17 protein-coding genes are annotated in these 19,684 nt (G+C 60.7%); 11 read left to right on the top strand and 6 right to left on the bottom strand.

The annotated features are described in order from the left end of the window. Positions 1–57 precede the first annotated feature (57 nt). Genes menD through menE form a run of 5 tightly spaced genes read left to right on the top strand, consistent with a single transcriptional unit; the run spans position 58 to position 5,678 of the window. Positions 58–1,728 (top strand): 2-succinyl-5-enolpyruvyl-6-hydroxy-3-cyclohexene-1-carboxylic-acid synthase, encoded by a 1,671-nt coding sequence (menD, locus tag AC4ICF_RS16090; protein ID WP_316379338.1) that lies wholly within the window; start codon positions 58–60, stop codon positions 1,726–1,728. Next, positions 1,725–2,501 (top strand): 2-succinyl-6-hydroxy-2,4-cyclohexadiene-1-carboxylate synthase, encoded by a 777-nt coding sequence (gene menH / locus AC4ICF_RS16085; protein ID WP_316379340.1) that lies wholly within the window; start codon positions 1,725–1,727, stop codon positions 2,499–2,501. Before menD ends, menH begins: the two co-directional genes overlap by 4 nt. After that, positions 2,498–3,355, top strand: a complete 858-nt coding sequence (gene menB, locus AC4ICF_RS16080) for a 1,4-dihydroxy-2-naphthoyl-CoA synthase (RefSeq protein ID WP_316379341.1) — start codon at positions 2,498–2,500, stop codon at positions 3,353–3,355. Before menH ends, menB begins: the two co-directional genes overlap by 4 nt. Further along, the gene (gene menC, locus AC4ICF_RS16075) at positions 3,355–4,320 is read left to right on the top strand and encodes an o-succinylbenzoate synthase (protein ID WP_316379343.1); all 966 of its coding nucleotides are present in this window, start codon (positions 3,355–3,357) and stop codon (positions 4,318–4,320) included. Before menB ends, menC begins: the two co-directional genes overlap by 1 nt. After that, entirely contained in the window at positions 4,317–5,678 is a 1,362-nt protein-coding gene (menE, locus tag AC4ICF_RS16070) for an o-succinylbenzoate--CoA ligase (RefSeq protein WP_316379345.1), read from the top strand. Before menC ends, menE begins: the two co-directional genes overlap by 4 nt. Here menE and AC4ICF_RS16065 read toward each other — a convergent pair whose 3' ends face one another. From AC4ICF_RS16065 to AC4ICF_RS16055, 3 genes are read right to left on the bottom strand one after another with little or no spacing between them, the layout of a single operon-like run. Continuing rightward, positions 5,679–7,193, bottom strand: coding sequence for a tripartite tricarboxylate transporter permease (locus tag AC4ICF_RS16065; protein ID WP_116338595.1), 1,515 nt, complete (start codon positions 7,191–7,193; stop codon positions 5,679–5,681). Positions 7,194–7,204: 11 nt separating this feature from the next. After that, entirely contained in the window at positions 7,205–7,636 is a 432-nt protein-coding gene (locus AC4ICF_RS16060) for a tripartite tricarboxylate transporter TctB family protein (protein ID WP_014884622.1), read from the bottom strand. Between the two features lie 11 nt (positions 7,637–7,647). Further along, positions 7,648–8,628, bottom strand: a complete 981-nt coding sequence (locus tag AC4ICF_RS16055; protein ID WP_047363034.1) for a Bug family tripartite tricarboxylate transporter substrate binding protein — start codon at positions 8,626–8,628, stop codon at positions 7,648–7,650. Positions 8,629–8,769: 141 nt separating this feature from the next. Here AC4ICF_RS16055 and tctD point away from each other — a divergent pair, with 141 nt between their 5' ends. From tctD to AC4ICF_RS16035, 4 genes are all read left to right on the top strand, one after another. Further along, entirely contained in the window at positions 8,770–9,444 is a 675-nt protein-coding gene (gene tctD / locus AC4ICF_RS16050) for a transcriptional regulator TctD (protein ID WP_028013915.1), read from the top strand. Further along, the gene (locus AC4ICF_RS16045; RefSeq protein WP_316379348.1) at positions 9,431–10,840 is read left to right on the top strand and encodes a sensor histidine kinase; all 1,410 of its coding nucleotides are present in this window, start codon (positions 9,431–9,433) and stop codon (positions 10,838–10,840) included. Before tctD ends, AC4ICF_RS16045 begins: the two co-directional genes overlap by 14 nt. Positions 10,841–10,970: 130 nt before the next feature. Next, the gene (locus AC4ICF_RS16040) at positions 10,971–11,510 is read left to right on the top strand and encodes a YfaZ family outer membrane protein (RefSeq protein WP_116338600.1); all 540 of its coding nucleotides are present in this window, start codon (positions 10,971–10,973) and stop codon (positions 11,508–11,510) included. A gap of 93 nt (positions 11,511–11,603) precedes the next feature. Then, complete coding sequence (locus tag AC4ICF_RS16035; RefSeq protein ID WP_116338602.1) at positions 11,604–12,803, top strand: nicotinamide mononucleotide deamidase-related protein YfaY; 1,200 nt, start codon at positions 11,604–11,606, stop codon at positions 12,801–12,803. 33 nt (positions 12,804–12,836) lie between these two features. On the opposite strand, the gene glpC is transcribed toward AC4ICF_RS16035, so the two are convergent. The 3 genes from glpC to glpA are packed head-to-tail and all read right to left on the bottom strand — an operon-like array spanning position 12,837 to position 16,859. Beyond that, positions 12,837–14,027, bottom strand: coding sequence for an anaerobic glycerol-3-phosphate dehydrogenase subunit GlpC (gene glpC / locus AC4ICF_RS16030; protein WP_192983167.1), 1,191 nt, complete (start codon positions 14,025–14,027; stop codon positions 12,837–12,839). After that, positions 14,024–15,241: a glycerol-3-phosphate dehydrogenase subunit GlpB gene (gene glpB, locus AC4ICF_RS16025; protein WP_316379349.1), complete on the bottom strand. Its 1,218-nt coding sequence runs from the start codon at positions 15,239–15,241 to the stop codon at positions 14,024–14,026. The genes glpC and glpB overlap by 4 nt, the downstream gene beginning before the upstream one ends. Continuing rightward, a complete protein-coding gene (gene glpA / locus AC4ICF_RS16020; protein ID WP_316379350.1) occupies positions 15,231–16,859 on the bottom strand; it encodes an anaerobic glycerol-3-phosphate dehydrogenase subunit A in 1,629 nt (542 codons plus the stop codon). The genes glpB and glpA overlap by 11 nt, the downstream gene beginning before the upstream one ends. A 250-nt stretch (positions 16,860–17,109) precedes the next feature. Here glpA and glpT point away from each other — a divergent pair, with 250 nt between their 5' ends. Together glpT and glpQ are read left to right on the top strand one after the other, a co-directional pair. Next, positions 17,110–18,462 (top strand): glycerol-3-phosphate transporter, encoded by a 1,353-nt coding sequence (gene glpT / locus AC4ICF_RS16015; protein ID WP_116338610.1) that lies wholly within the window; start codon positions 17,110–17,112, stop codon positions 18,460–18,462. Between the two features lie 11 nt (positions 18,463–18,473). Further along, positions 18,474–19,532 (top strand): glycerophosphodiester phosphodiesterase, encoded by a 1,059-nt coding sequence (gene glpQ, locus AC4ICF_RS16010; RefSeq protein ID WP_116338612.1) that lies wholly within the window; start codon positions 18,474–18,476, stop codon positions 19,530–19,532. Positions 19,533–19,684: the final 152 nt, after the last annotated feature.

Below are 19,684 nucleotides of genomic sequence, written 5' to 3'. Positions count from 1 at the left end.
AATTCCAATTTTTTCTATTATTTATACTGTGTCGCATTCTTGATACCGGACAATCTCATGTCAGTAAGTTCTTTTAACCGACGCTGGGCGGCGGTGATCCTTGAAGCCCTGACGCGCCATGGCGTCAGGCACGTGTGTATTGCACCGGGTTCTCGTTCAACGCCGCTGACGCTGGCAGCCTCTGAAAACCGGGCGTTGATTCACCACACCCATTTTGACGAACGCGGCCTTGGCCATCTCGCGCTCGGGCTGGCGAAGGTTAGCAAAGAACCCGTGGCGGTGATCGTCACCTCCGGTACCGCCGTGGCGAACCTCTATCCGGCACTGATTGAAGCCGGGTTAACCGGTGAAAAGCTGATCCTGCTGACGGCCGACCGCCCGCCTGAGCTAATCGACTGTGGCGCCAATCAGGCCATACGCCAGCCGGGACTTTTTTCTTCGCATCCCTCACAGACGGTTTCGTTACCGCGTCCTACCCAGGATATTCCGGCAAGCTGGCTGGTCTCCACCGTCGATCACGCCATGGCAACATTGCGCAGCGGGGCGCTGCATATCAATTGCCCGTTTGCCGAACCGCTTTACGGGGAGCTGGACGATACCGGTATTGACTGGCAGCAGTCACTCGGCGACTGGTGGCAGAGTGAAAAGCCGTGGCTGCGCGAGCAGACGCATCTTGAGAGCGCGAAGCAGCGCGACTGGTTCTTCTGGCGGCAGAAGCGCGGCGTGGTTATCGCCGGGCGCATGAGCGCCGCCGAAGGCAGGCGGGTCGCCGAATGGGCGCAAACCCTTGGCTGGCCGCTGATTGGCGACGTGCTTTCCCAGACCGGTCAGCCGCTGCCGTGCGCCGATCTCTGGCTGGGTAACGCGAAAGCGGTTACTGAGCTTTCACAGGCGCAGATTGTGGTCCAGATCGGCGCAAGCCTTACCGGCAAACGTCTGCTGCAGTGGCAGGCGACCTGCACGCCTGAAGAGTACTGGGTGGTGGACGCGCTGGAAGGGCGGCTCGACCCGGCGCACCATCGCGGCCGTCGTCTGGTGAGCGAAATTGACAGCTGGCTGGAACTGCACCCGGCGGAAAAACGTCAGCCCTGGGCGGTGGCGATCCCGGAGCTGTCGCGTCAGGCGTGGGAAATCACCAAAGCGCGCTGTGAGGCATTCAGCGAAGCCGGGCTGGCGCACCGTATTCGCCAGTGCCTGCCTGAACAGGGCCAGCTGTTTGTCGGCAACAGCCTCGTCGTGCGGCTGATTGACGCCTTTTCGAAGCTGCCGGCGGGCTATCCGGTATACAGCAACCGTGGCGCCAGCGGCATCGACGGGCTGATCTCGACGGCGGCAGGCGTGCAGCGCGCCAGCGCGAAATCGACGCTGGCGATCGTGGGCGATCTTTCCGCGCTCTACGATCTCAACGCGCTGGCGCTGCTGCGTCAGGCATCCGCACCGTTTGTGCTGATTGTAGTCAATAATAACGGCGGGCAGATCTTCTCCCTGTTACCGACGCCCCAGAGCGAGCGCGAGCGTTTCTATCTGATGCCGCAGAACGTGCAGTTTGAACACGCCGCGGCGATGTTTAGCCTGAAATACCATCGTCCGGAAAGCTGGGAACAGCTGGATGCGGCGTTAAGCACCGCCTGGAAGCAGCCGGGCGCGACGCTGATTGAGCTGGTGGTGAACGAGGCCGACGGCGCGCAGACCCTGCAAAGCCTGCTGGCGCAGGTGAGCCAGCTGTGATCCTCTCGGGCGTGCAACAGGCCGGAAAACCTGGCTATCCCTGGCTGGTCTTTTTGCACGGTTTTTCCGGCGACTGCCGCGAGTGGCAGAATGTCGGGAAGACGCTCAGCGAGTATCCCCGGCTCTATCTTGACCTGCCGGGCCACGGTGAGTCAGGGGAGATAACCGTGACGGGGTTCGACGAGATGAGTCATTTGCTCACCCGAACCTTTCTTAGTTACAACATACTAAACTTCTGGCTGGTGGGGTACTCCCTCGGTGGCCGCATTGCGATGTTTCATGCCTGTCAGCAGCCGAAGGGGCTGCATGGGGTGATTGTTGAAGGTGGGCATCCGGGCCTGCAGGATCAGAACGAGCGCACTGCGCGGCGGTTATCCGACCATCGCTGGGCAACGCGTTTTCGCACCGAACCGCTGGAAACGGTTTTTACCGACTGGTATCAACAGCCCGTGTTTGCCTCCCTCACAGACGACCAGCGCAAGGCGCTTGTTACCCTGCGCAGCCAGAACAACGGCGCGACGCTGGCGAAGATGCTCGACGCAACATCGCTGGCCGTGCAGCCCGATTTGCGTGCCGCGATTAGCGTATGCAATTTCCCTTTTGACTATCTCTATGGTGAACGGGATAAGAAGTTCGCGGCCCTGGCCGCTGAGCTGGACGCCGTTCGTCATGTGATTCCCAACGCCGGACACAACGCCCACCGGGAAAACCCCGACGCGGTTGCCGCGAGTCTGGCTCAGATACTGCGTCTTCGAATAAAGGACACTCTATGATCTATCCTGATGAAAACATGCTTTACGCCCCGGTTGAATGGCAGGACTGCTCCGAAGGCTACACCGACATTCGTTACCACAAATCCACCGACGGCATTGCCAAAATCACCATCAACCGTCCGCAGGTGCGTAACGCCTTCCGTCCGCTGACCGTCAAAGAGATGATTCAGGCCCTGGCGGATGCCCGCTACGACGACAGCATCGGCGTGATTGTGCTGACCGGCGAAGGTGAGAAAGCCTTCTGCTCCGGTGGCGATCAGAAAGTGCGTGGCGACTACGGCGGATATCAGGACGATGCGGGTACGCACCACCTGAACGTGCTCGATTTCCAGCGCCAGATCCGCACCTGTCCGAAACCGGTGGTGGCGATGGTGGCGGGCTACTCCATCGGCGGCGGCCACGTGCTGCACATGATGTGCGACCTGACTATCGCCGCGGAAAACGCCATCTTCGGCCAGACCGGCCCGAAAGTGGGCTCTTTCGACGGCGGCTGGGGCGCGTCCTATATGGCGCGCATCGTCGGGCAGAAAAAAGCCCGCGAAATCTGGTTCCTGTGCCGTCAGTACAACGCTCAGGAAGCGCTGGATATGGGCCTGGTCAATACCGTGGTGCCGATTGCCGATCTCGAAAAAGAGACCGTGCGCTGGTGCCGCGAAATGCTGCAAAACAGCCCGATGGCGCTGCGCTGCCTGAAGGCCGCGCTCAACGCCGACTGTGACGGTCAGGCGGGCCTGCAGGAGCTGGCGGGCAACGCCACCATGCTGTTCTACATGACCGAAGAGGGTCAGGAAGGACGCAACGCGTTTAACGAAAAACGCCAGCCGGACTTCAGCAAATACAAACGGAACCCGTAATGCGTCGCGCGCAGGTTTATCGCTGGCAGATACCGATGGACGCGGGCGTGGTGCTGCGTGAACGGCGGTTAAAAACCCGTGACGGCTTCTTCGTTCATCTGCAGCAGGACGAGCGGGAAGGCTGGGGCGAGATTTCGCCTCTGCCGGGCTTTAGCCTGGAGTCGCTGGATGACGCGCAGGCTGCGCTGTTGGCGTGGGCAAAGGCGTGGCGTGATGGCACAAACCTGGCGTTGCCGGACGCGCCTTCCGCAGCGTTTGGTATCAGCTGTGCGCTGGCGGAGCTGGACGGCAGCCTGCCGAAAGAGGCTAATTACCGCGCGGCACCGCTCTGCACGGGAGATCCGGACGAGCTTTTCGCGCAGCTCTCCGCCATGCCGGGAGAGAAAGTGGCGAAAATTAAAGTCGGTCTCTACGAAGCGGTGCGCGACGGAATGGTCGCTAACCTGCTGCTGGAAGCAATCCCCGATCTGCACCTGCGTCTGGATGCCAACCGCGCCTGGACGCCGCTTAAGGCGCAGCAGTTCGCGAAGTACGTCAACCCGGCGTACCGCAGCCGCATTGCCTTCCTCGAAGAACCGTGCAAAACCCGCGATGATTCGCGCGCCTTTGCCCGCGACACGGGGATTGCTATCGCCTGGGATGAAAGCCTGCGCGAGGACGATTTTGAATTTGTCGCCGAGCCCGGCGTCAGCGCGGTGGTGATTAAGCCAACGTTGACCGGCAGCCTGGCGAAGGTGCGCGAGCAGGTCGCGGCGGCGCACGCGCTGGGGCTGACGGCGGTGATCAGCTCGTCGATTGAGTCCAGCCTTGGGCTGAGTCAGCTGGCGCGCATTGCCGCCTGGCTAACGCCGGACACGGTTCCTGGCCTCGACACGCTTAATCTGATGCAGGCGCAGCTTATCCGCACGTGGCCGGACAGCGCGCTGCCGTGCCTCGACGCAGAGGCGCTGGAGCCGTTGCTATGAGCTTTACCGACTGGCCCTGGCGGCACTGGTGCGCGCGTTTTGCCGATAAACCGGCCCTGAGGCTGAATGACGAAGCGCTCTCCTGGCGCCAGTTGTGCGCGCGCGTCGACCGCCTTGCGGCAGGCTTTCATCAGCAGGGGGTGGAGGAGGGCGACGGCGTACTGTTGCTGGCCTATAACCACCCGCAAACGCTGCTGGCATGGCTGGCGCTGCTGCAGTGCGGGGCGCGTATTCTTCCCGTTAATCCGCAGCTGCCGCGTCCGCTGCTTGACGTGCTGATCCCGCAGATGACGCTGCGCTTTGCGCTGGTGCTGGACGGCCGCTACGACGGTCTTCATGCCCTGAGCATGCGCGAGCCAGCGGATACGTACTGCGCTGCGTGGCAACCGACGCGGCTGGCCTCCATGACGCTGACTTCCGGATCCACCGGGCTGCCGAAGGCGGCGGTGCATACCTGCGACGCCCATCTTACCAGCGCTCGCGGCGTGCTGTCGCTGATGCCTTACGGAGATAACGACGACTGGCTGCTTTCGCTGCCGCTGTTTCACGTTTCCGGCCAGGGGATTTTATGGCGCTGGCTTCAGGCCGGTGCGCGCTTAACCGTGCGCGAGAAGCAGCCGCTGGAGCAGGCGCTGCGCGGCTGCACCCACGCCTCGCTGGTGCCGACCCAGCTCTGGCGTCTGCTGAATAGCGAAAGCCACATCGCATTGAAAGCGGTTTTGCTTGGCGGGGCGGCCATTCCCGTGACGCTAACCCAAAAGGCCCGGGAGCAGGGGATTCGGACGTACTGCGGCTACGGCCTGACCGAGTTTGCCTCTACCGTTTGCGCAAAAGAGGCTGACGGCGATCCGGATGTGGGCTGTGTGCTGCCGGGCAGAGAGGTGCAGGTCGTTAACGGTGAAGTCTGGATCAAAGCGCAAAGCATGGCTTCCGGCTACTGGCGGGACGGCGCGCTAATTCCGCTGACCAACGCGCAGGGCTGGTTCGCCACCCGCGATCGCGGGGAATGGCATGGCGACCGTCTGACGATTTTAGGCCGAATGGACAACCTCTTTTTCAGCGGAGGAGAGGGGATCCAGCCGGAATCGCTGGAGCGCGTTATCGCCGCGCACCCGCAGATTAACCAGGTGTTTATCGTCCCGCTGGATGACGCCGAGTTTGGACAGCGCCCGGTAGCGGTGGTGGAGTGCGAGCCGGGAACGGATATCACCCGTCTCCCGGCCTGGGTACAGGGCAGGCTGGCACGCTTTGAGCAGCCTGTTCACTGGCTGGCGCTGCCGGCTGAGCTAAAAAATGGCGGGATTAAGATCTCCCGCCAGGCGTTAAAACAGTGGGTGAATGCCCAGCTGTCCGTGTAGTTAGCCGATATCCGGCTCCGGTTTGCGCTGGCGACGACGCAGCAGGCGCAACACCGGCGGCACCACAATCACCATTACTGCCAGCGCTAACAGAACCTTCGCGACGCTGCTGTCCCACAGTATCGACACATTGCCGTTGCTGATGGACAGGGCACGGCGCAGGTTCTGCTCCAGCATCTCACCCAGCACAAAGCCCAAAATCAGTGGTGACATCGGGAAGTGCATTTTTCGCAAGATGTAGCCGAACACGCCCAGGACCACCATCAGCACCAGGTCAAACGTGGTGCTGTGAACCGCGTACACCCCCACCGCAGAGACGGCGGCAATGGCGGGCACCAGGAACCACAGGGGAATGGTCAGCATGCGGGTGAACAGCCCAATCAGTGGGATATTCATCACCAGCAGCATCACGTTAGCGATCAGCAGTGCGGCAATCAGCCCCCAGACAATATCGGGCTGCTCGGTAAACATCGCCGGGCCGGGCGTGATGTTGTAGAGCGTCAGCGCGCCCATCATCACCGCCGTGGTGCCGGAACCCGGCACGCCCAGGGTCAGCATCGGGATAAACGAGCCGCAGGCCGAGGCGTTATTAGCCGCCTCAGGCGCGGCGACGCCGCGAATATCACCTTTACCAAAGCTGTCGCTGTTGCCGCTGAGCTTCTTCTCGGTCATGTAGGTGATGGCACTGGCGATAGTGGCCCCGGCGCCCGGCAGGATGCCGACGAAGAAGCCAATCACCGACGAGCGCAGCGTGGCGCCGATGCACTGCGCGCCCTCTTTAGCGCTAAAGAGCATCCGGCCGGTTTTGCGCACCAGCGTCTGCCCGCTGCTGGTATGTTCCAGCATCAGTAAGATCTCAGACACAGAGAACAGGCCGATCACGACCACGATGAACTGCACGCCGTCGGACAGGTGAACGCTGTCGAAGGTAAAGCGATAAACCCCGGTGTTAGCATCCACGCCGACGGTGGCTAACCCTAAGCCAATCAGCGCGGACAAAAACGACTTCAGCGGATTTTGCGCCATCATGCTGCCGAGGCAGGCAATGGCGAACACCATGAGGGCAAAATATTCTGCCGGACCAAACGCCAGCGACCACTGGGCCAGCGCAGGCGCAAACAGAATGATGCCGCCAATGGCAATCATTGAGCCAAAGAATGAACTGACCGCAGAGATGGAGAGCGCCACGCCGCCGCGTCCCTGCCGCGCCATCGGGTAGCCGTCCAGCGCGGTCATGATCGCCGCCGCATCCCCCGGAACGTTAAGCAGGATTGACGAAATGCGTCCGCCATATTCACAGCCGATATAGACCGTTGCCAGCAGGATCAGCGCCGACTCCGCAGGCAGATGCAGGGCAAACGCCAGCGGGAGTAAAATCGCCACGCCGTTGATCGGCCCAAGGCCCGGCAGCAGGCCGACAATCGTCCCCACGAAACAGCCTATCAGGGCGATCACCAGGTTTTCCGGGGTCATCGCCACGGCGAACCCCTGCGAGAGGTAAATCCAGGTATCCATAGCGTGCTCCGTTAATTAAGCCAGGCGCCGAGCGGTAACGTCACGTCCAGCAGGCGGTCAAAGGCGTACCACAGTAAAATCCCCATCACCACGCCAGAGATCCCCGCAGCGGGGAGAGTGGCGTTAAACAGCATGCCGATGACCATCGTCAGGATAGCGGTTGCCACCGGGAAGCCGAGCCACTCAAAGCCCCAGGCATACATCAGCAGCACGATCACCATCACCAGCAGACGCTGCAGAATGCGACGCGGCGGCCACTCGACGGTATCCGGGTGGCGAAGCAGCAGCGCCACCGAGCAGAGCAGCATCAGGCCGACGATGCCCATCGGGAAGGGGCGGGGCCCCACGGGTTCATAGCTGTACTCGCTGTGGATCTGCCAGGCGACAAACATCCCGCCAACGCAGAGCAGCAGCCATATCCCGGCAAAAATACGATCGCTCATAGCGCCTCCGCTTATTTCGCCAGGCCAAAGGCTTTCGCCTGCTCGCGGTAGTCATTCACCTGTTTTTTCACGTACTCATCAAGCGGCTTACCGGTCAGGTTAAACTCAAACAGCCCGCGCAGATCACGCTGTTTCTTAAACTCTTCGGTCTGCTGAAGTTTGTTGAACGCGTCGACCCACCACTGGTACTCGGCATCGGTCACTTTTGGCCCGACGAAGAACCCGCGGATGATTGGCCAGACCAGGTTATAACCCTGCTCTTTGGCGGTCGGGACGTTCGCCAGCTGCCCCGGCAGTCGGTTTTCTGAGAAGACCGCCAGCACGCGGATTTTATCCCCGCTCAGGTACGGCACCATCTCGCTGAGATCGCCGGAAACGGCCTGAACGTGGTTGCCCATCAGCGCCGTGACCGGTTCGCCGCCGCCTTCAAAGGCCACGTAGCGCATCTTGTGCGGGTCAACCTTTGCCTGCTGGGCGAGAAGGGCCGCTTTCATCCAGTCCTGGCTCCCGATAGACGCCCCTGCGCCAATCACCACGCTGTTCGGATCTTTTTCCATAGCGGTCAGCAGATCTTTCAGGGATTTCCACGGGGAATCGGCACGTACGGCAATCATCCCGTAGTCGGTGCCGACGGTCGCCAGCCAGCGCACGTCGTCCACGCCGTAGCGGCCAAACTTGCCCTGCGACAGGTTCAGCAGCGAGCCGCCGGAGAAGGCCACCACCGTTCCCGCTTCTGCGGGTCGTTGTGCGACGATGGCGTTATAGGCCACCGCGCCCACGCCGCCGGGCATGTAGGTGACGCGCATCGGTTTCTCGATGGCCTTCGTCTCCAGCAGGCTGACCTGAATCAGTTTGCAGGTGAGATCGAAGCCGCCGCCCGGCTTGGCCGGGGCGATACATTCGGTACGGGACGGAGCGTCCTGGGCCTGAACGACAGAGGTACTCAACAGCAATACGCTTGCAGCAAGGGTAGAAAGTAATTGTTTTTTCATCGTTTATCCTCACGCCGGGGTACGGGTATGGGTCTTTTTTCTGATTATGTGAACCACCTTGTAGCGGTTCCGTTGCGTGATTGTTAAAACAATAACCTTTCATTTCCCTTTCAATGGGGCACCAACTTTACAGGATGTGACATGCGTCTCTTACTGGCAGAAGATAATCGTGAGCTGGCTCACTGGCTGGAGAAAGCGCTGGTGCAGGAAGGCTTTGCCGTGGACTGCGTCTCCGACGGGCGCGCCGCCGACCATCTGCTGCAGGGTGAAAATTACGCGGTTGCTATTCTGGACATCGGCATGCCCGGTTTTGACGGTCTCGAAGTGGTCCATCGCCTCAGAAAACGGGGGCAGACGCTGCCGGTGCTGTTTCTTACCGCCCGCAGCAACGTGGCGGATCGGGTGAAGGGACTGAACGCTGGCGCAGACGACTATCTGCCAAAACCGTTTGAGCTGGAGGAGCTTGACGCACGTCTGCGCGCCCTGTTGCGCCGAAGCGAGGGGCGGACGCAGGAGCGCCAGCGCCTTGGGGAGCTGGAGTATGACGACGAGGGCTTTTTCCTGCTGCGCGATGAACCGCTTTCCCTGACGCCGCGGGAGCTCTCCCTGCTGAAGGTGCTGATGCACCGCCGGACCCGTCCGGTTTCACGGCAGCAGCTTTTCGACCAGGTGTTCAGCCTGAACGACGACGTCAGCCCTGAAAGCATCGATCTTTATATTCACCGGCTGCGTAAGAAGCTGACCGGCAGCGGCGTGCGGATCACCACCCTGCGGGGGCTTGGGTACGTGCTGGAGTGCGGCGATGAGGTGGGTTAAGCCGCAGTCGCTCTACCTGCAGCTGCTGCTTTTCCTTGGCCTGCCGCTGCTGCTGCTGTGGGGATTGTCGGCCTTTAACAGCTACGTCAGCGCGCTGCAGGCGGCCACGCAGGCTTACGACCGCACGCTGTTATCTTCTGCCCGCACCATCTCAGAGCGGCTGGAGGTGCACAACGGCAGGCTGGCGGTGGACGTGCCCTGGGTGGTGCTCGACAGCTTTGAGCTCAACATGAACGACCGGCTCTACTATAAGGTGGTCGACCCCGACGGCCGGGTGATCTCCGGCTATGACGATCTGCCGAAGATGCCGCCTGCGACGTCGCGCACCACCCTCTACCCGGCGCTGGCGTGGTTTTACCACACTGAATATCGCGGCCAGGCGATTCGGGTGGCGCGTCTGCTGCAGCCCGTAAATGAAGATAATATTTTTGGCATGGCGGAGATTTACGTCGCGGAGACGCTCCAGTCCCGCCGCTATCTTGCCAGCCAGCTGCTCTTTTCATCCTGGGTCTCGCAGGGGCTGCTGGTGCTGCTGACGCTGGTGCTGACCGCGTGGCTGCTGCGCCGCGTGCTGCGCCCAATGCGCCAGCTTTCGTCTCTGATGGTGCGGCGCGAACCGGGCCTGCTCGCGCCCCTGCCGGAGCTGCTGCCCTGGTCGGAGACCCGGCTGCTGATTGTTGCCTTTAACCGCTATATCGACAGGTTGCGCGGCGTGCTTTCGCGGCAGGAACGCTTTAACGCGGATGCGTCGCACCAGCTCAAAACCCCGCTGGCGGTGCTTAAAACGCAGGTCTCCGTCGCCCTCACTCGCCAGGATCCTGCTCTGTGGCAGGAGAGCCTGCGGGCAATGAATGCCACCCTGGACGACACTATCGTGCTCACCGAGCGGCTGTTGCAGCTTTCAGCGGTGAAGGGCAAAGAGCAGGGGGAGCGTCAGTTTACGCCCGTGGATCTGGTTCAGGTGGTGCAGAACTGCTGCTTCTCCCGGCTGGCACAGGCGCGGAGCAAGGCGATCGATTTAGGGTATGACGGTGTACAGCAGCCGGTGATGATCGAAGGCGATGACGTTCTGCTGGGTGAGCTGTGCGCCAACCTGCTGGAGAACGCGATTAAATATACGCCTGCTGGCGGGACCGTGACCGTTTTCCTGCACGTGGGCGGCGGTGCCGTTGAGCTGAGCGTTGAGGACAGCGGACCCGGCATCGAAGAGGATCAGATCTACCAGGCGATGCTGCCGTTCCACCGGCTGGACAACGTCGGGGACGCCTCTGGTTCCGGGATTGGACTGGCGCTGGCGGGGGACATCGCCCGGCTTCACCGCAGCCATTTGCAGCTGACCCGCAGCGGAACGCTGGGCGGCCTGTGCGTCAAAATGCGCTTTCTGCTGCTTACGTAAAAAAGCCGCAGGTTTCAAATCGTTACAATCTTCCTGTCCGCCGCACGCAGAGTGCTTGATCCCCGGGAGACTCAGGTTAAAATCTCGCGGTTTTGGGACTTCTCTATAATAATTATGCGGGATCGCGACAATGAAAAAAGTGGCATTACTGGGCCTCGGCCTGATGGTTGTATCTGCGGCGGCTAACGCCATTAGTGTTAATGGTTCGGCGGGTCAGGACTATACCCACCTCGGTTTTGGCATGGGTACTGAAACCTCCGGTCTGGCGATGACCGGCGGCTGGACCCACAACGACGACGACGGCGATGCGGCCAGCCTCGGCCTCGGTCTGAACATTCCTCTTGGCCCATTCCTGGCCACCGTGGGTGGTAAAGGTATCTATACCAACCCGAACGACGGTGATGAAGGGTATGCGGCGGCTGTGGGCGGCGGCCTGCAGTGGAAAATTGGCGACAGCTTTGGCCTGTTTGGTGAGTACTACTACTCTCCGGACTCTCTCTCCAGCGGCATCGACAGCTATGAAGAAGCCAACGCCGGCGCGCGCTGGACCATCATGCGTCCGATTACCCTCGAAGCGGGTTATCGTTATCTGAACCTGGCCGGTAAAGACGGTAACCGCGATAACGCGCTGGCTGATGGCCCGTATGTGGGCGTGAGCGCAGGCTTCTAATCGTTCCGGCGCGGCGTTCCGTCGCGCCAGTTTCTCTCATCTCCCTCCCACGTTTGCGCTATAGTGTTTTGACCAAATAAGCGGGAGAACACAATGATTAACGTGGAGATGTTATCCACCGGCGACGAAGTGCTGCATGGACAGATTATCGATACCAATGCTGCCTGGCTTGCCGATCTTTTCTTTGAGCAAGGATTACCGTTAACGCGCCGCAATACCGTGGGCGACAATCTTGAGTCGCTGGTCGCTATTCTGCGCGAGCGCAGCGAACAGTGCGACGTGCTGATCGTGAACGGCGGGCTTGGCCCCACCGGTGACGATCTCAGCGCGCTGGCCGCCGCGACCGCAAAAGGCGAAGGGCTGGTGCTGCACGAGGCGTGGCTTTCGCAGATGGAGCGCTTCTTCTCCGAACGTGGCCGCGTCATGGCCCCCAGCAACCGCAAACAGGCTGAAATTCCCGCCAGCGCCGAGCTGGTTGATAACCCGGTCGGTACCGCATGCGGGTTCGCCATGCAGCTGAACCGCTGCCTGATGTTCTTCACGCCGGGCGTACCTTCCGAATTTAAGGTGATGGTCGAACAGCAGATCCTGCCGCGCCTTCGCGCTCGTTTTACCCTGCCAGAACCTCCTCTGTGCCTGCGCCTGACGACCTTTGGCCGCTCGGAAAGCGATCTGGCCCAGAGCCTCGATCTCCTCCCGTTGCCGCCGGGCGTGTCCATGGGCTATCGCTCCTCTATGCCGATCATTGAACTCAAATTAACAGGACCCGCTGCGCAGAAAGAGGCGATGCTGGCCCTGTGGCCCGAGGTGCAGCGCGTGGCGGGCGAAAGCCTGATTTTTGAAGGGACGGAAGGGTTACCCGTTCAGATTGCAAAACATCTCCAGACTCGCCAGCTCAGCGTGACCCTAAGCGAGCAGTTCACCGGTGGCCTGCTGGCGCTGCAGCTGTCGCGCGTCAACGCGCCGCTGCTCGCCAGCGAAGTGGTGCCGTTCCAGCAGGAGACCCTGGCGCAAACCGCCCGCTGGGCTTCCGAGAGAAGGGTGAAGCATTTTGCCGGTCTGGCGCTGTTTGTCGGCGGGCTGGATGAGGAATACCTCAACTTCGCGCTGGCGACGCCGGAAGGCACCTGGGCGCTGCGGGTGAAAATGAGCATCACCCGCCACAGCCTGGCGGTGCGTCAGGAGGTGTGCGCCATGATGGCGCTGAACATGCTGCGCCGCTGGCTCAACGGCAAAGAGGTTGCCAGCGAGCACGGCTGGATTAACGTTGTCGAGTCTTTGTTCGTTGAGTAACGCCTGTGCCGGGGCCTTTCGCCCCGGCTACGTTCAGCCCAGCGCTTTCGCCAGCAGGCTAATCGGATGTTCGCAGCGCTTGCTGGTGGACATCTCAATTTGCCATTTACAGGTTTCGCAGTCCGTCACCACGATATCCGCGCCGCTCTCTTCAATCTGGCGGAACAGCGGGGCGCCAATCGCCTGCGAGGTTTCGTAGTTTTCACGCTTAAAGCCGTAGGTTCCCGCGATGCCGCAGCAGCGCGAATCCAGCACCGTCAGCTCCAGGCCCGGAATAAGCCGCAGCAGCTCAAGCGTATAGAGCGACCAGCCCATTTTCTCCATATGACACGGCGTGTGATAGACCACTTTCAGTGGCAATGTCCCCAGCGGCAACGTCTGCCCGCCGTCCAGCTTGCGCCACAGGAAGCGCGTCGCCAGCTCGATGTGCTCGCGGAGTCCGGCGTTATCCACGTCCAGCAGGTGCGGATACTCATCGCGCAGGGTGAAGGTACAGGTGGACGAGGTCGCCAACACCGGCATGCCTTTGTCGACGATGGCTTCACGCAGGGAGGTGACATTGCTTTTGGCCTGCTTGCGCGCTTTATCGGTGAACCCGTTGGCAATCAGCGGGACGCCGCAGCACTTCTCCTTGCTGAGGAGCTGTACGCCGGTTCCCATGGCGTTAAGCACCTTCAGCAGGTCTTTACCCAGCTGCGGGTGGTTGTAATTCACATAGCAGCCGTGGAAAAAAGCCACCTGGTCGGCGTACTGCGCCTGTTCCGCCGCAACGGATTTGTACCAGCGGCGGAAGGTGCCGTGAGAATATTTCGGCAGGCTTCGGTGATGGTCAATCCTGAGCGTGGCATCCAGCAACTGGCGCACCGGTTTGAGCGATGTTGCGGCATTCACCAGCGGGGCAAAAGGCGTTGAGACGCTGCCCATCAGATCGGTATGGCTCAGAATGGCATCGCGAAGCGACGGCTTTTGCGTGCTGTAGCGCGCCCGAGCGCGCTGGATGATATCGCCGATTTTCACGTCCGACGGGCAGGCCACTTCGCAGCGTTTACAGTTGATGCAGTATTTCAGTGCCTCGTCGTACAGCTTGCCGTCCTTCAGGCGCAGGCGTTCACCGTCCGGCCCGGCCTGCTTTGGTCCAGGGTAGCGCGGATTCACGCCGCTGACCGGGCAGACGGTGGTACACACCGTGCATTTAATGCAGCTTTCAAAACGGGTGTCGTTCATTGTTCAGCCTCCACGCGCTGGCGAATCTGCCCGGCCACATACAGCGCCGTGACGGCGCAGACCCCGCCACCGCATCCCTGAGCGATGGGATCGTACCCGCCCAGCAGCGAGCCGATGGCAAAGAGATTGCTGACGGGCTTACCGGAAAGCTGCGGGTGCAGCCGGTTATCGACAATCACGCCAAACTGCTGCCAGGGCTGTGGCGTGAAGAAATCACTCTGATACCAGTCCGCGCGGGAGGCGCTCTGCCGGACATCCAGCCCCATGATGGCTTCCCGGATGCCCTCCCGGCTGCTCAGCAGCCCGTTGCTGAAGAAGCTGCCGCTCGCCAGCACCGTATAGCGGGCACGAAGGGGGATATCATCGTGGTTGCGCGTCCAGATTTCGCTCACCGCACCGTCGGTCAGGGTGATTTTTTTCACCTCGTCACCCGCCATCCACACGCCGCCCTGCGCCACAAACTGGCGCTGAAGCTGGGTGTGCAGGCGAATGCCGGGTACGGAAGGGGGCAGCGTGGGCAGCAGGCCGAGCGTGCAGGGCAGACGATCGGAAAGCCAGCGCCACAGGCGGTTGTCGTTTAAACCAAAGCAGGCGGGCATTAACAGGGCATCGCAGGTTTCGCCGAGCGGTTTGAGCGCGTCATACAGCAGCGGCCATTTGTCCTCGTTATCCAGAAAACGGGCGATATTCACCGCGCGAAACTCGCTCGGGTTGTCGCGCAGGACATCAAGCTCGGGCAGCTCTATTTCTGCCGTGTCGGCATTAACGCCCTGGCGACAGAGCGATGCCGCCGCGAGATGGGGCTGAAAATCCAGAAAACCGCTAATACCCACCACCCGCACTCGTCCCGCGCTGACGGGGGCAACGGGAACCTCCTCCGGGCTGAGCCACGCGGAGCGCAGGGTGCCGAGCGGCGTAACGCGCAGATGGTTTTGCCTGGCGCTCCCCTTCAGACGCGCGCCGCTGTCCGCCAGCAGCGCTTCGGCTTCCAGCGCCAGGCGGTCAATATGCTGCGCGCCAATCAGGTGATAGGGGTGCTCCGGTGGCAGCTTATCGCGGTACGCTTCGTCCAGCAGATCCAGCGAGCCCGACGAGAAGTGCAGGGCGCTCTGGCCGCGGGTGATAATGGCGCAGCGCAGCCCCTGCTTCGTGAGTTTGATGCCGCAAAGCAAGCCTGCCAGCCCGCCGCCGACAATCACGGTATCAAATTTCATCGTGTTGCTCCTTCTCCAGGCCGCAAAGCCCCTGATAGACCCAGCGGGTAAATTCGCTTTCGCGCAGGGCATCCCCCCAGGCGACGGGCTGAATGCCTTTCCAGCGTTCGTTCAAAAATGCGCTGAGCTGATCGAGCGACTGGGTGGCGGTGGTGGTATGAAAACGCTGCAGCAGCCCGGCCGCACGGCAGGCGCACAGCTCGCCCTGGCAGGTGCCCATTCCGACGCGGGTGCGGCGGCGGAGATCGAGCAGGCTGTTGACCGTCAGGTTCTCTACCGCGTACTGCACTTCGCCTGCGGTAACGGCTTCGCACTCGCACACCAGGCTGCGGCTCAATCTTCCTTCACCGAGCCACTGTGGCGTTCTGTCGCCGTGGCGGTAGATGGCCGAACCGCGCAGCGGCGCCGGCAGGGAGATGATTTTTTGCAGCGTTTTTTCGGTAGACTGGCGCGATCCCGGTAGAGGCTGTTCTGCCGTGACGCACGGCTCGGTATTGCCGAGCTTGCGGCAGACGGCATTGGTTGCCCACTCCGCCATCAGGCGGTAGGTCATGAGCTTGCCGCCTGTGATGGTGATAAATCCGTCCATGCCGTCGCGCTCGGCGTGATCGAGCAGCACGATCCCCCGGCTGACGTTCCGTCCGCTTGGATCGTTGTCGCTGGCGACAAGGGGACGCACGCCCGCGTAGGCGCGGAGAATACGCGTCTGCGCCATCACCGGGGCCAGTTTTTCTCCTTCGCGCAGCAGGATGTCGACCTCTTCGGCGGTCACGCGGTTGTAGTCAATTTCGCTGTAGTCGACGTGGGTTGAGGTGGTACCGATTAACGAAATGGTGTCGCCCGGGACGAGGATATCGGCGTCGGACGGTTTGCGGCAGCGGTTGATGACGTGGTTATTGATGCGGTGGTCGAGGATCAGCAGCGAGCCTTTCGCCGGGAACATGCGCACCGACAGGTCGGCATACTCCGCAATGCGCTGGCCCCAGATCCCCGCCGCGTTGACCACCACGGCGGCATACAGCTCGCTGTGCTCGTTGTACTGCGTATCAAACACCCGCACGCCGCAGATGCGATGCCCCTCGCGAATAAGCCCGGTCACTTTATGTCCGGTCAGAATGTGCGCGCCATGCTCGCGGGCATCCAGCATGTTGGCGGCGGTCAGGCGGAACGGATCGACGGTGCCGTCAGGCACTTTCACCGCGCCGATAAGTGTCGGGTTCACCGATGGCTCCAGCCGCCGCGCCAGCGCCGGGTCGACGGCCTCGGCCTGAATACCCGCTGCAGTGCAGGCGGTTATAAAGATTGACTGAAAGGCGAGGTCATCTTCGGGAAGCGTAATAAAGAGGCCGTCGGTCGGCTCAATGCAGTGGCGGGCGATGCGCTTGAGGATCTGGTTTTCAGCGATACATTCGCGCGCGGATTCACCGTCGGTAACCGCATACCGCGCGCCGCTGTGCAGCAGGCCGTGGTTTCGCCCCGTGGCACCGGTGGCAATATCGTGGCGCTCCAGAAGCGTGACGCTTAAGCCGCGAAGTGCGCAGTCGCGTGCGATGCCGGCGCCGGTTGCGCCACCGCCAATGATAATCACATCGCTGTAGCGTGGATCGTGAATTGTCATTGCCTTTCCTCTATGTTCGTTTTTTAGCATTTAGCCACATAGATCGTGTGGTTTGTTTGATTTCGAACATAAACGCGCGAAATTCGAAACTGAAACGTGATTTCATGCGCTTTTTTGCGCATTCTGTCATATTTCTGTAACAATCTGTGCGTTGATTCACAGTAACAAACCGCATGTTTTTTTAACATCCCCGCCTCTGTAACCGGGCACGAGATGCCTGGTCATTTTTTGAAAGGCCACGGAGGCTGTTATGCTCAGTATCTTCAAACCTGCGCCACACCGGGCGCGTCTGCCAGAGGCAGAAATTGATCCGCTATACCGTCGTCTGCGTTGGCAAATTTTCCTGGGGATCTTCTTCGGGTACGCGGCGTACTACCTTGTACGTAAAAACTTTGCGCTCGCCATGCCGTATCTGGTGGAGCAGGGCTTTTCACGCGGCGATCTGGGATTCGCGCTGTCGGGGATCTCTATCGCCTACGGTTTTTCTAAATTCATCATGGGTTCCGTGTCGGATCGCTCGAATCCGCGCGTGTTCCTGCCCGCCGGTCTGATCCTGGCGGCAGCGGTCATGCTGTTCATGGGCTTTGTGCCGTGGGCGACGTCCAGCATTGCCATTATGTTTGTCCTGCTGTTCATCTGCGGCTGGTTCCAGGGGATGGGGTGGCCGCCGTGCGGGCGTACCATGGTCCACTGGTGGTCGCAGAAGGAGCGCGGCGGTATTGTATCGGTGTGGAACTGCGCGCATAACGTCGGGGGCGGGCTTCCACCTCTGCTGTTCCTGCTGGGGATGGCCTGGTTCAACGACTGGCACGCCGCGCTTTATATGCCTGCCTTTGGCGCCATTCTGGTGGCGATTATTGCCTTCGCCCTGATGCGCGATACGCCGCAGTCCTGCGGGCTACCGCCGATTGAAGAGTACAAAAACGACTATCCGGACGATTACAGCGAGAAGCACGAAGAAGAGCTGACCGCAAAACAGATCTTCATGAAGTACGTGCTGCCGAACAAGCTGCTGTGGTACATCGCGGTAGCGAACGTGTTTGTTTACCTGCTGCGCTACGGCATTCTGGACTGGTCTCCGACCTATCTGAAAGAGGTGAAGCACTTCGCGCTGGATAAATCCTCCTGGGCCTACTTCCTTTATGAATATGCCGGGATCCCGGGCACGCTGATTTGCGGCTGGATGTCGGACAAAGTGTTTAAAGGCAACCGCGGCGCGACGGGCGTGTTCTTTATGACCCTCGTGACCATCGCCACCGTGGTGTACTGGCTTAACCCACCGGGTAATCCGGGCGTGGATATGGCCTGTATGATCGTTATCGGCTTCCTGATTTACGGTCCGGTGATGCTGATCGGCCTGCACGCGCTTGAGCTGGCGCCGAAAAAAGCGGCGGGCACGGCGGCAGGTTTTACCGGTCTGTTTGGTTATCTGGGTGGCTCGGTCGCGGCGAGCGCCATTGTGGGCTATACCGTTGACTTCTTCGGCTGGGACGGCGGCTTTATGGTGATGATCGGCGGTAGCGTGCTGGCGGTTCTGCTGCTGGTTATTGTGATGATCGGCGAGAAACGTCACCACGCGGAAGTGCTGGCGCGTCGTCAATAAGGAGCATTGCGATGAAATTAACTCAACTAGCAACCGGTCTGCTGCTGGCAGGCCTGATGACAGGCTCTGCGCTGGCGGCGGATAAAATCGTTATTGCTCACCGCGGTGCCAGCGGCTATCTGCCGGAGCATACGCTGCCGGCGAAAGCGATGGCCTACGCGCAGGGCGCGGATTACCTGGAGCAGGATCTGGTGATGACCAAGGACGACCAGCTGGTCGTCCTGCATGACCACTATCTTGACCGCGTGACGGACGTGGCGGAGCGTTTCCCGGACCGCGCCCGCAAGGATGGCCGTTTCTACGCCATCGATTTCACCCTGGCAGAGATCCGCTCCCTGAAGTTTACCGAAGGCTTCGAGATTGAAAACGGCAAGAAGGTGCAGGTCTACCCGGGACGTTTCCCGATGGGCAAATCCGACTTCCGAATCCATACCTTCCAGGAAGAGATTGAATTTGTTCAGGGGCTGAACCACTCCACCGGTAAAAATATCGGCATCTACCCGGAAATCAAAGCGCCGTGGTTCCATCATCAGGAAGGAAAAGACATTGCCGCGAAGACGCTGGAGGTGCTGAAACAGTACGGCTACACCAGCAAGAAGGACAAAGTTTACCTGCAATGTTTTGACGCCGCCGAGCTGAAGCGCATCAAAACCGAGCTGGAGCCGAAGATGGGGATGGATCTCAATCTGGTACAGCTGATTGCCTATACCGACTGGAACGAAACCCAGGAGAAGCAGCCGGACGGGAAGTGGGTGAACTACAGCTACGACTGGATGTTCAAGCCGGGCGCAATGAAGCAGATTGCCCAGTACGCCGATGGCATCGGTCCGGATTACCATATGCTGGTGGCGGAAGGCTCAACGCCGGGCCACGTGAAGCTGACGGCGATGGTGAAAGAGGCGCACGCCAGCAAGATGCAGGTGCATCCGTACACGGTGCGTGCAGACCAGCTGCCGCCGTACGCCACGGATGTGAATCAGCTCTATGAGCTGTTGTATAAGCAGGCGGACGTGGACGGACTGTTTACGGATTTCCCGGATAAAGCGGTTGAATTCATTCACCGGAAGTAGGTTTTGTAGGTCGGGTAAGGCGAAAGCCGCCACCCGACAATCAGGCTCTGCGGCCTGATGCCCTCACCCTAACCCTCTCCCACAGGGCTGAGGGATCCCCACAAAATAATGTTTGCATGGACGACCCCCTCTCCCTTGAGGGAGAGGGCTGG

The sequence above is a fragment of the Enterobacter sp. ECC_219_Taxon_10 genome, from assembly GCF_058354905.1.
Note: the sequence above shows the minus strand (reverse complement) of the source record. Positions and strands in the feature narration are given on the sequence as shown.

Bases quoted from the DNA above. Each gene is read 5' to 3' on its own strand.
- AC4ICF_RS16055 (WP_047363034.1), bottom strand. From the start codon at position 8,628: ATGAAAAAACAATTACTTTCTACCCTTGCTGCAAGCGTATTGCTGTTG.
- glpQ (WP_116338612.1), top strand. From the start codon at position 18,474: ATGAAATTAACTCAACTAGCAACCGGTCTGCTGCTGGCAGGCCTGATG.
- AC4ICF_RS16040 (WP_116338600.1), top strand. From the start codon at position 10,971: ATGAAAAAAGTGGCATTACTGGGCCTCGGCCTGATGGTTGTATCTGCG.
- AC4ICF_RS16045 (WP_316379348.1), top strand. From the start codon at position 9,431: ATGAGGTGGGTTAAGCCGCAGTCGCTCTACCTGCAGCTGCTGCTTTTC.
- glpT (WP_116338610.1), top strand. From the start codon at position 17,110: ATGCTCAGTATCTTCAAACCTGCGCCACACCGGGCGCGTCTGCCAGAG.
- menC (WP_316379343.1), top strand. From the start codon at position 3,355: ATGCGTCGCGCGCAGGTTTATCGCTGGCAGATACCGATGGACGCGGGC.
- AC4ICF_RS16065 (WP_116338595.1), bottom strand. From the start codon at position 7,193: ATGGATACCTGGATTTACCTCTCGCAGGGGTTCGCCGTGGCGATGACC.
- glpC (WP_192983167.1), bottom strand. From the start codon at position 14,027: ATGAACGACACCCGTTTTGAAAGCTGCATTAAATGCACGGTGTGTACC.
- menE (WP_316379345.1), top strand. From the start codon at position 4,317: ATGAGCTTTACCGACTGGCCCTGGCGGCACTGGTGCGCGCGTTTTGCC.
- glpA (WP_316379350.1), bottom strand. From the start codon at position 16,859: ATGACAATTCACGATCCACGCTACAGCGATGTGATTATCATTGGCGGT.
- AC4ICF_RS16035 (WP_116338602.1), top strand. From the start codon at position 11,604: ATGATTAACGTGGAGATGTTATCCACCGGCGACGAAGTGCTGCATGGA.
- glpB (WP_316379349.1), bottom strand. From the start codon at position 15,241: ATGAAATTTGATACCGTGATTGTCGGCGGCGGGCTGGCAGGCTTGCTT.
- AC4ICF_RS16060 (WP_014884622.1), bottom strand. From the start codon at position 7,636: ATGAGCGATCGTATTTTTGCCGGGATATGGCTGCTGCTCTGCGTTGGC.
- menD (WP_316379338.1), top strand. From the start codon at position 58: ATGTCAGTAAGTTCTTTTAACCGACGCTGGGCGGCGGTGATCCTTGAA.
- tctD (WP_028013915.1), top strand. From the start codon at position 8,770: ATGCGTCTCTTACTGGCAGAAGATAATCGTGAGCTGGCTCACTGGCTG.
- menB (WP_316379341.1), top strand. From the start codon at position 2,498: ATGATCTATCCTGATGAAAACATGCTTTACGCCCCGGTTGAATGGCAG.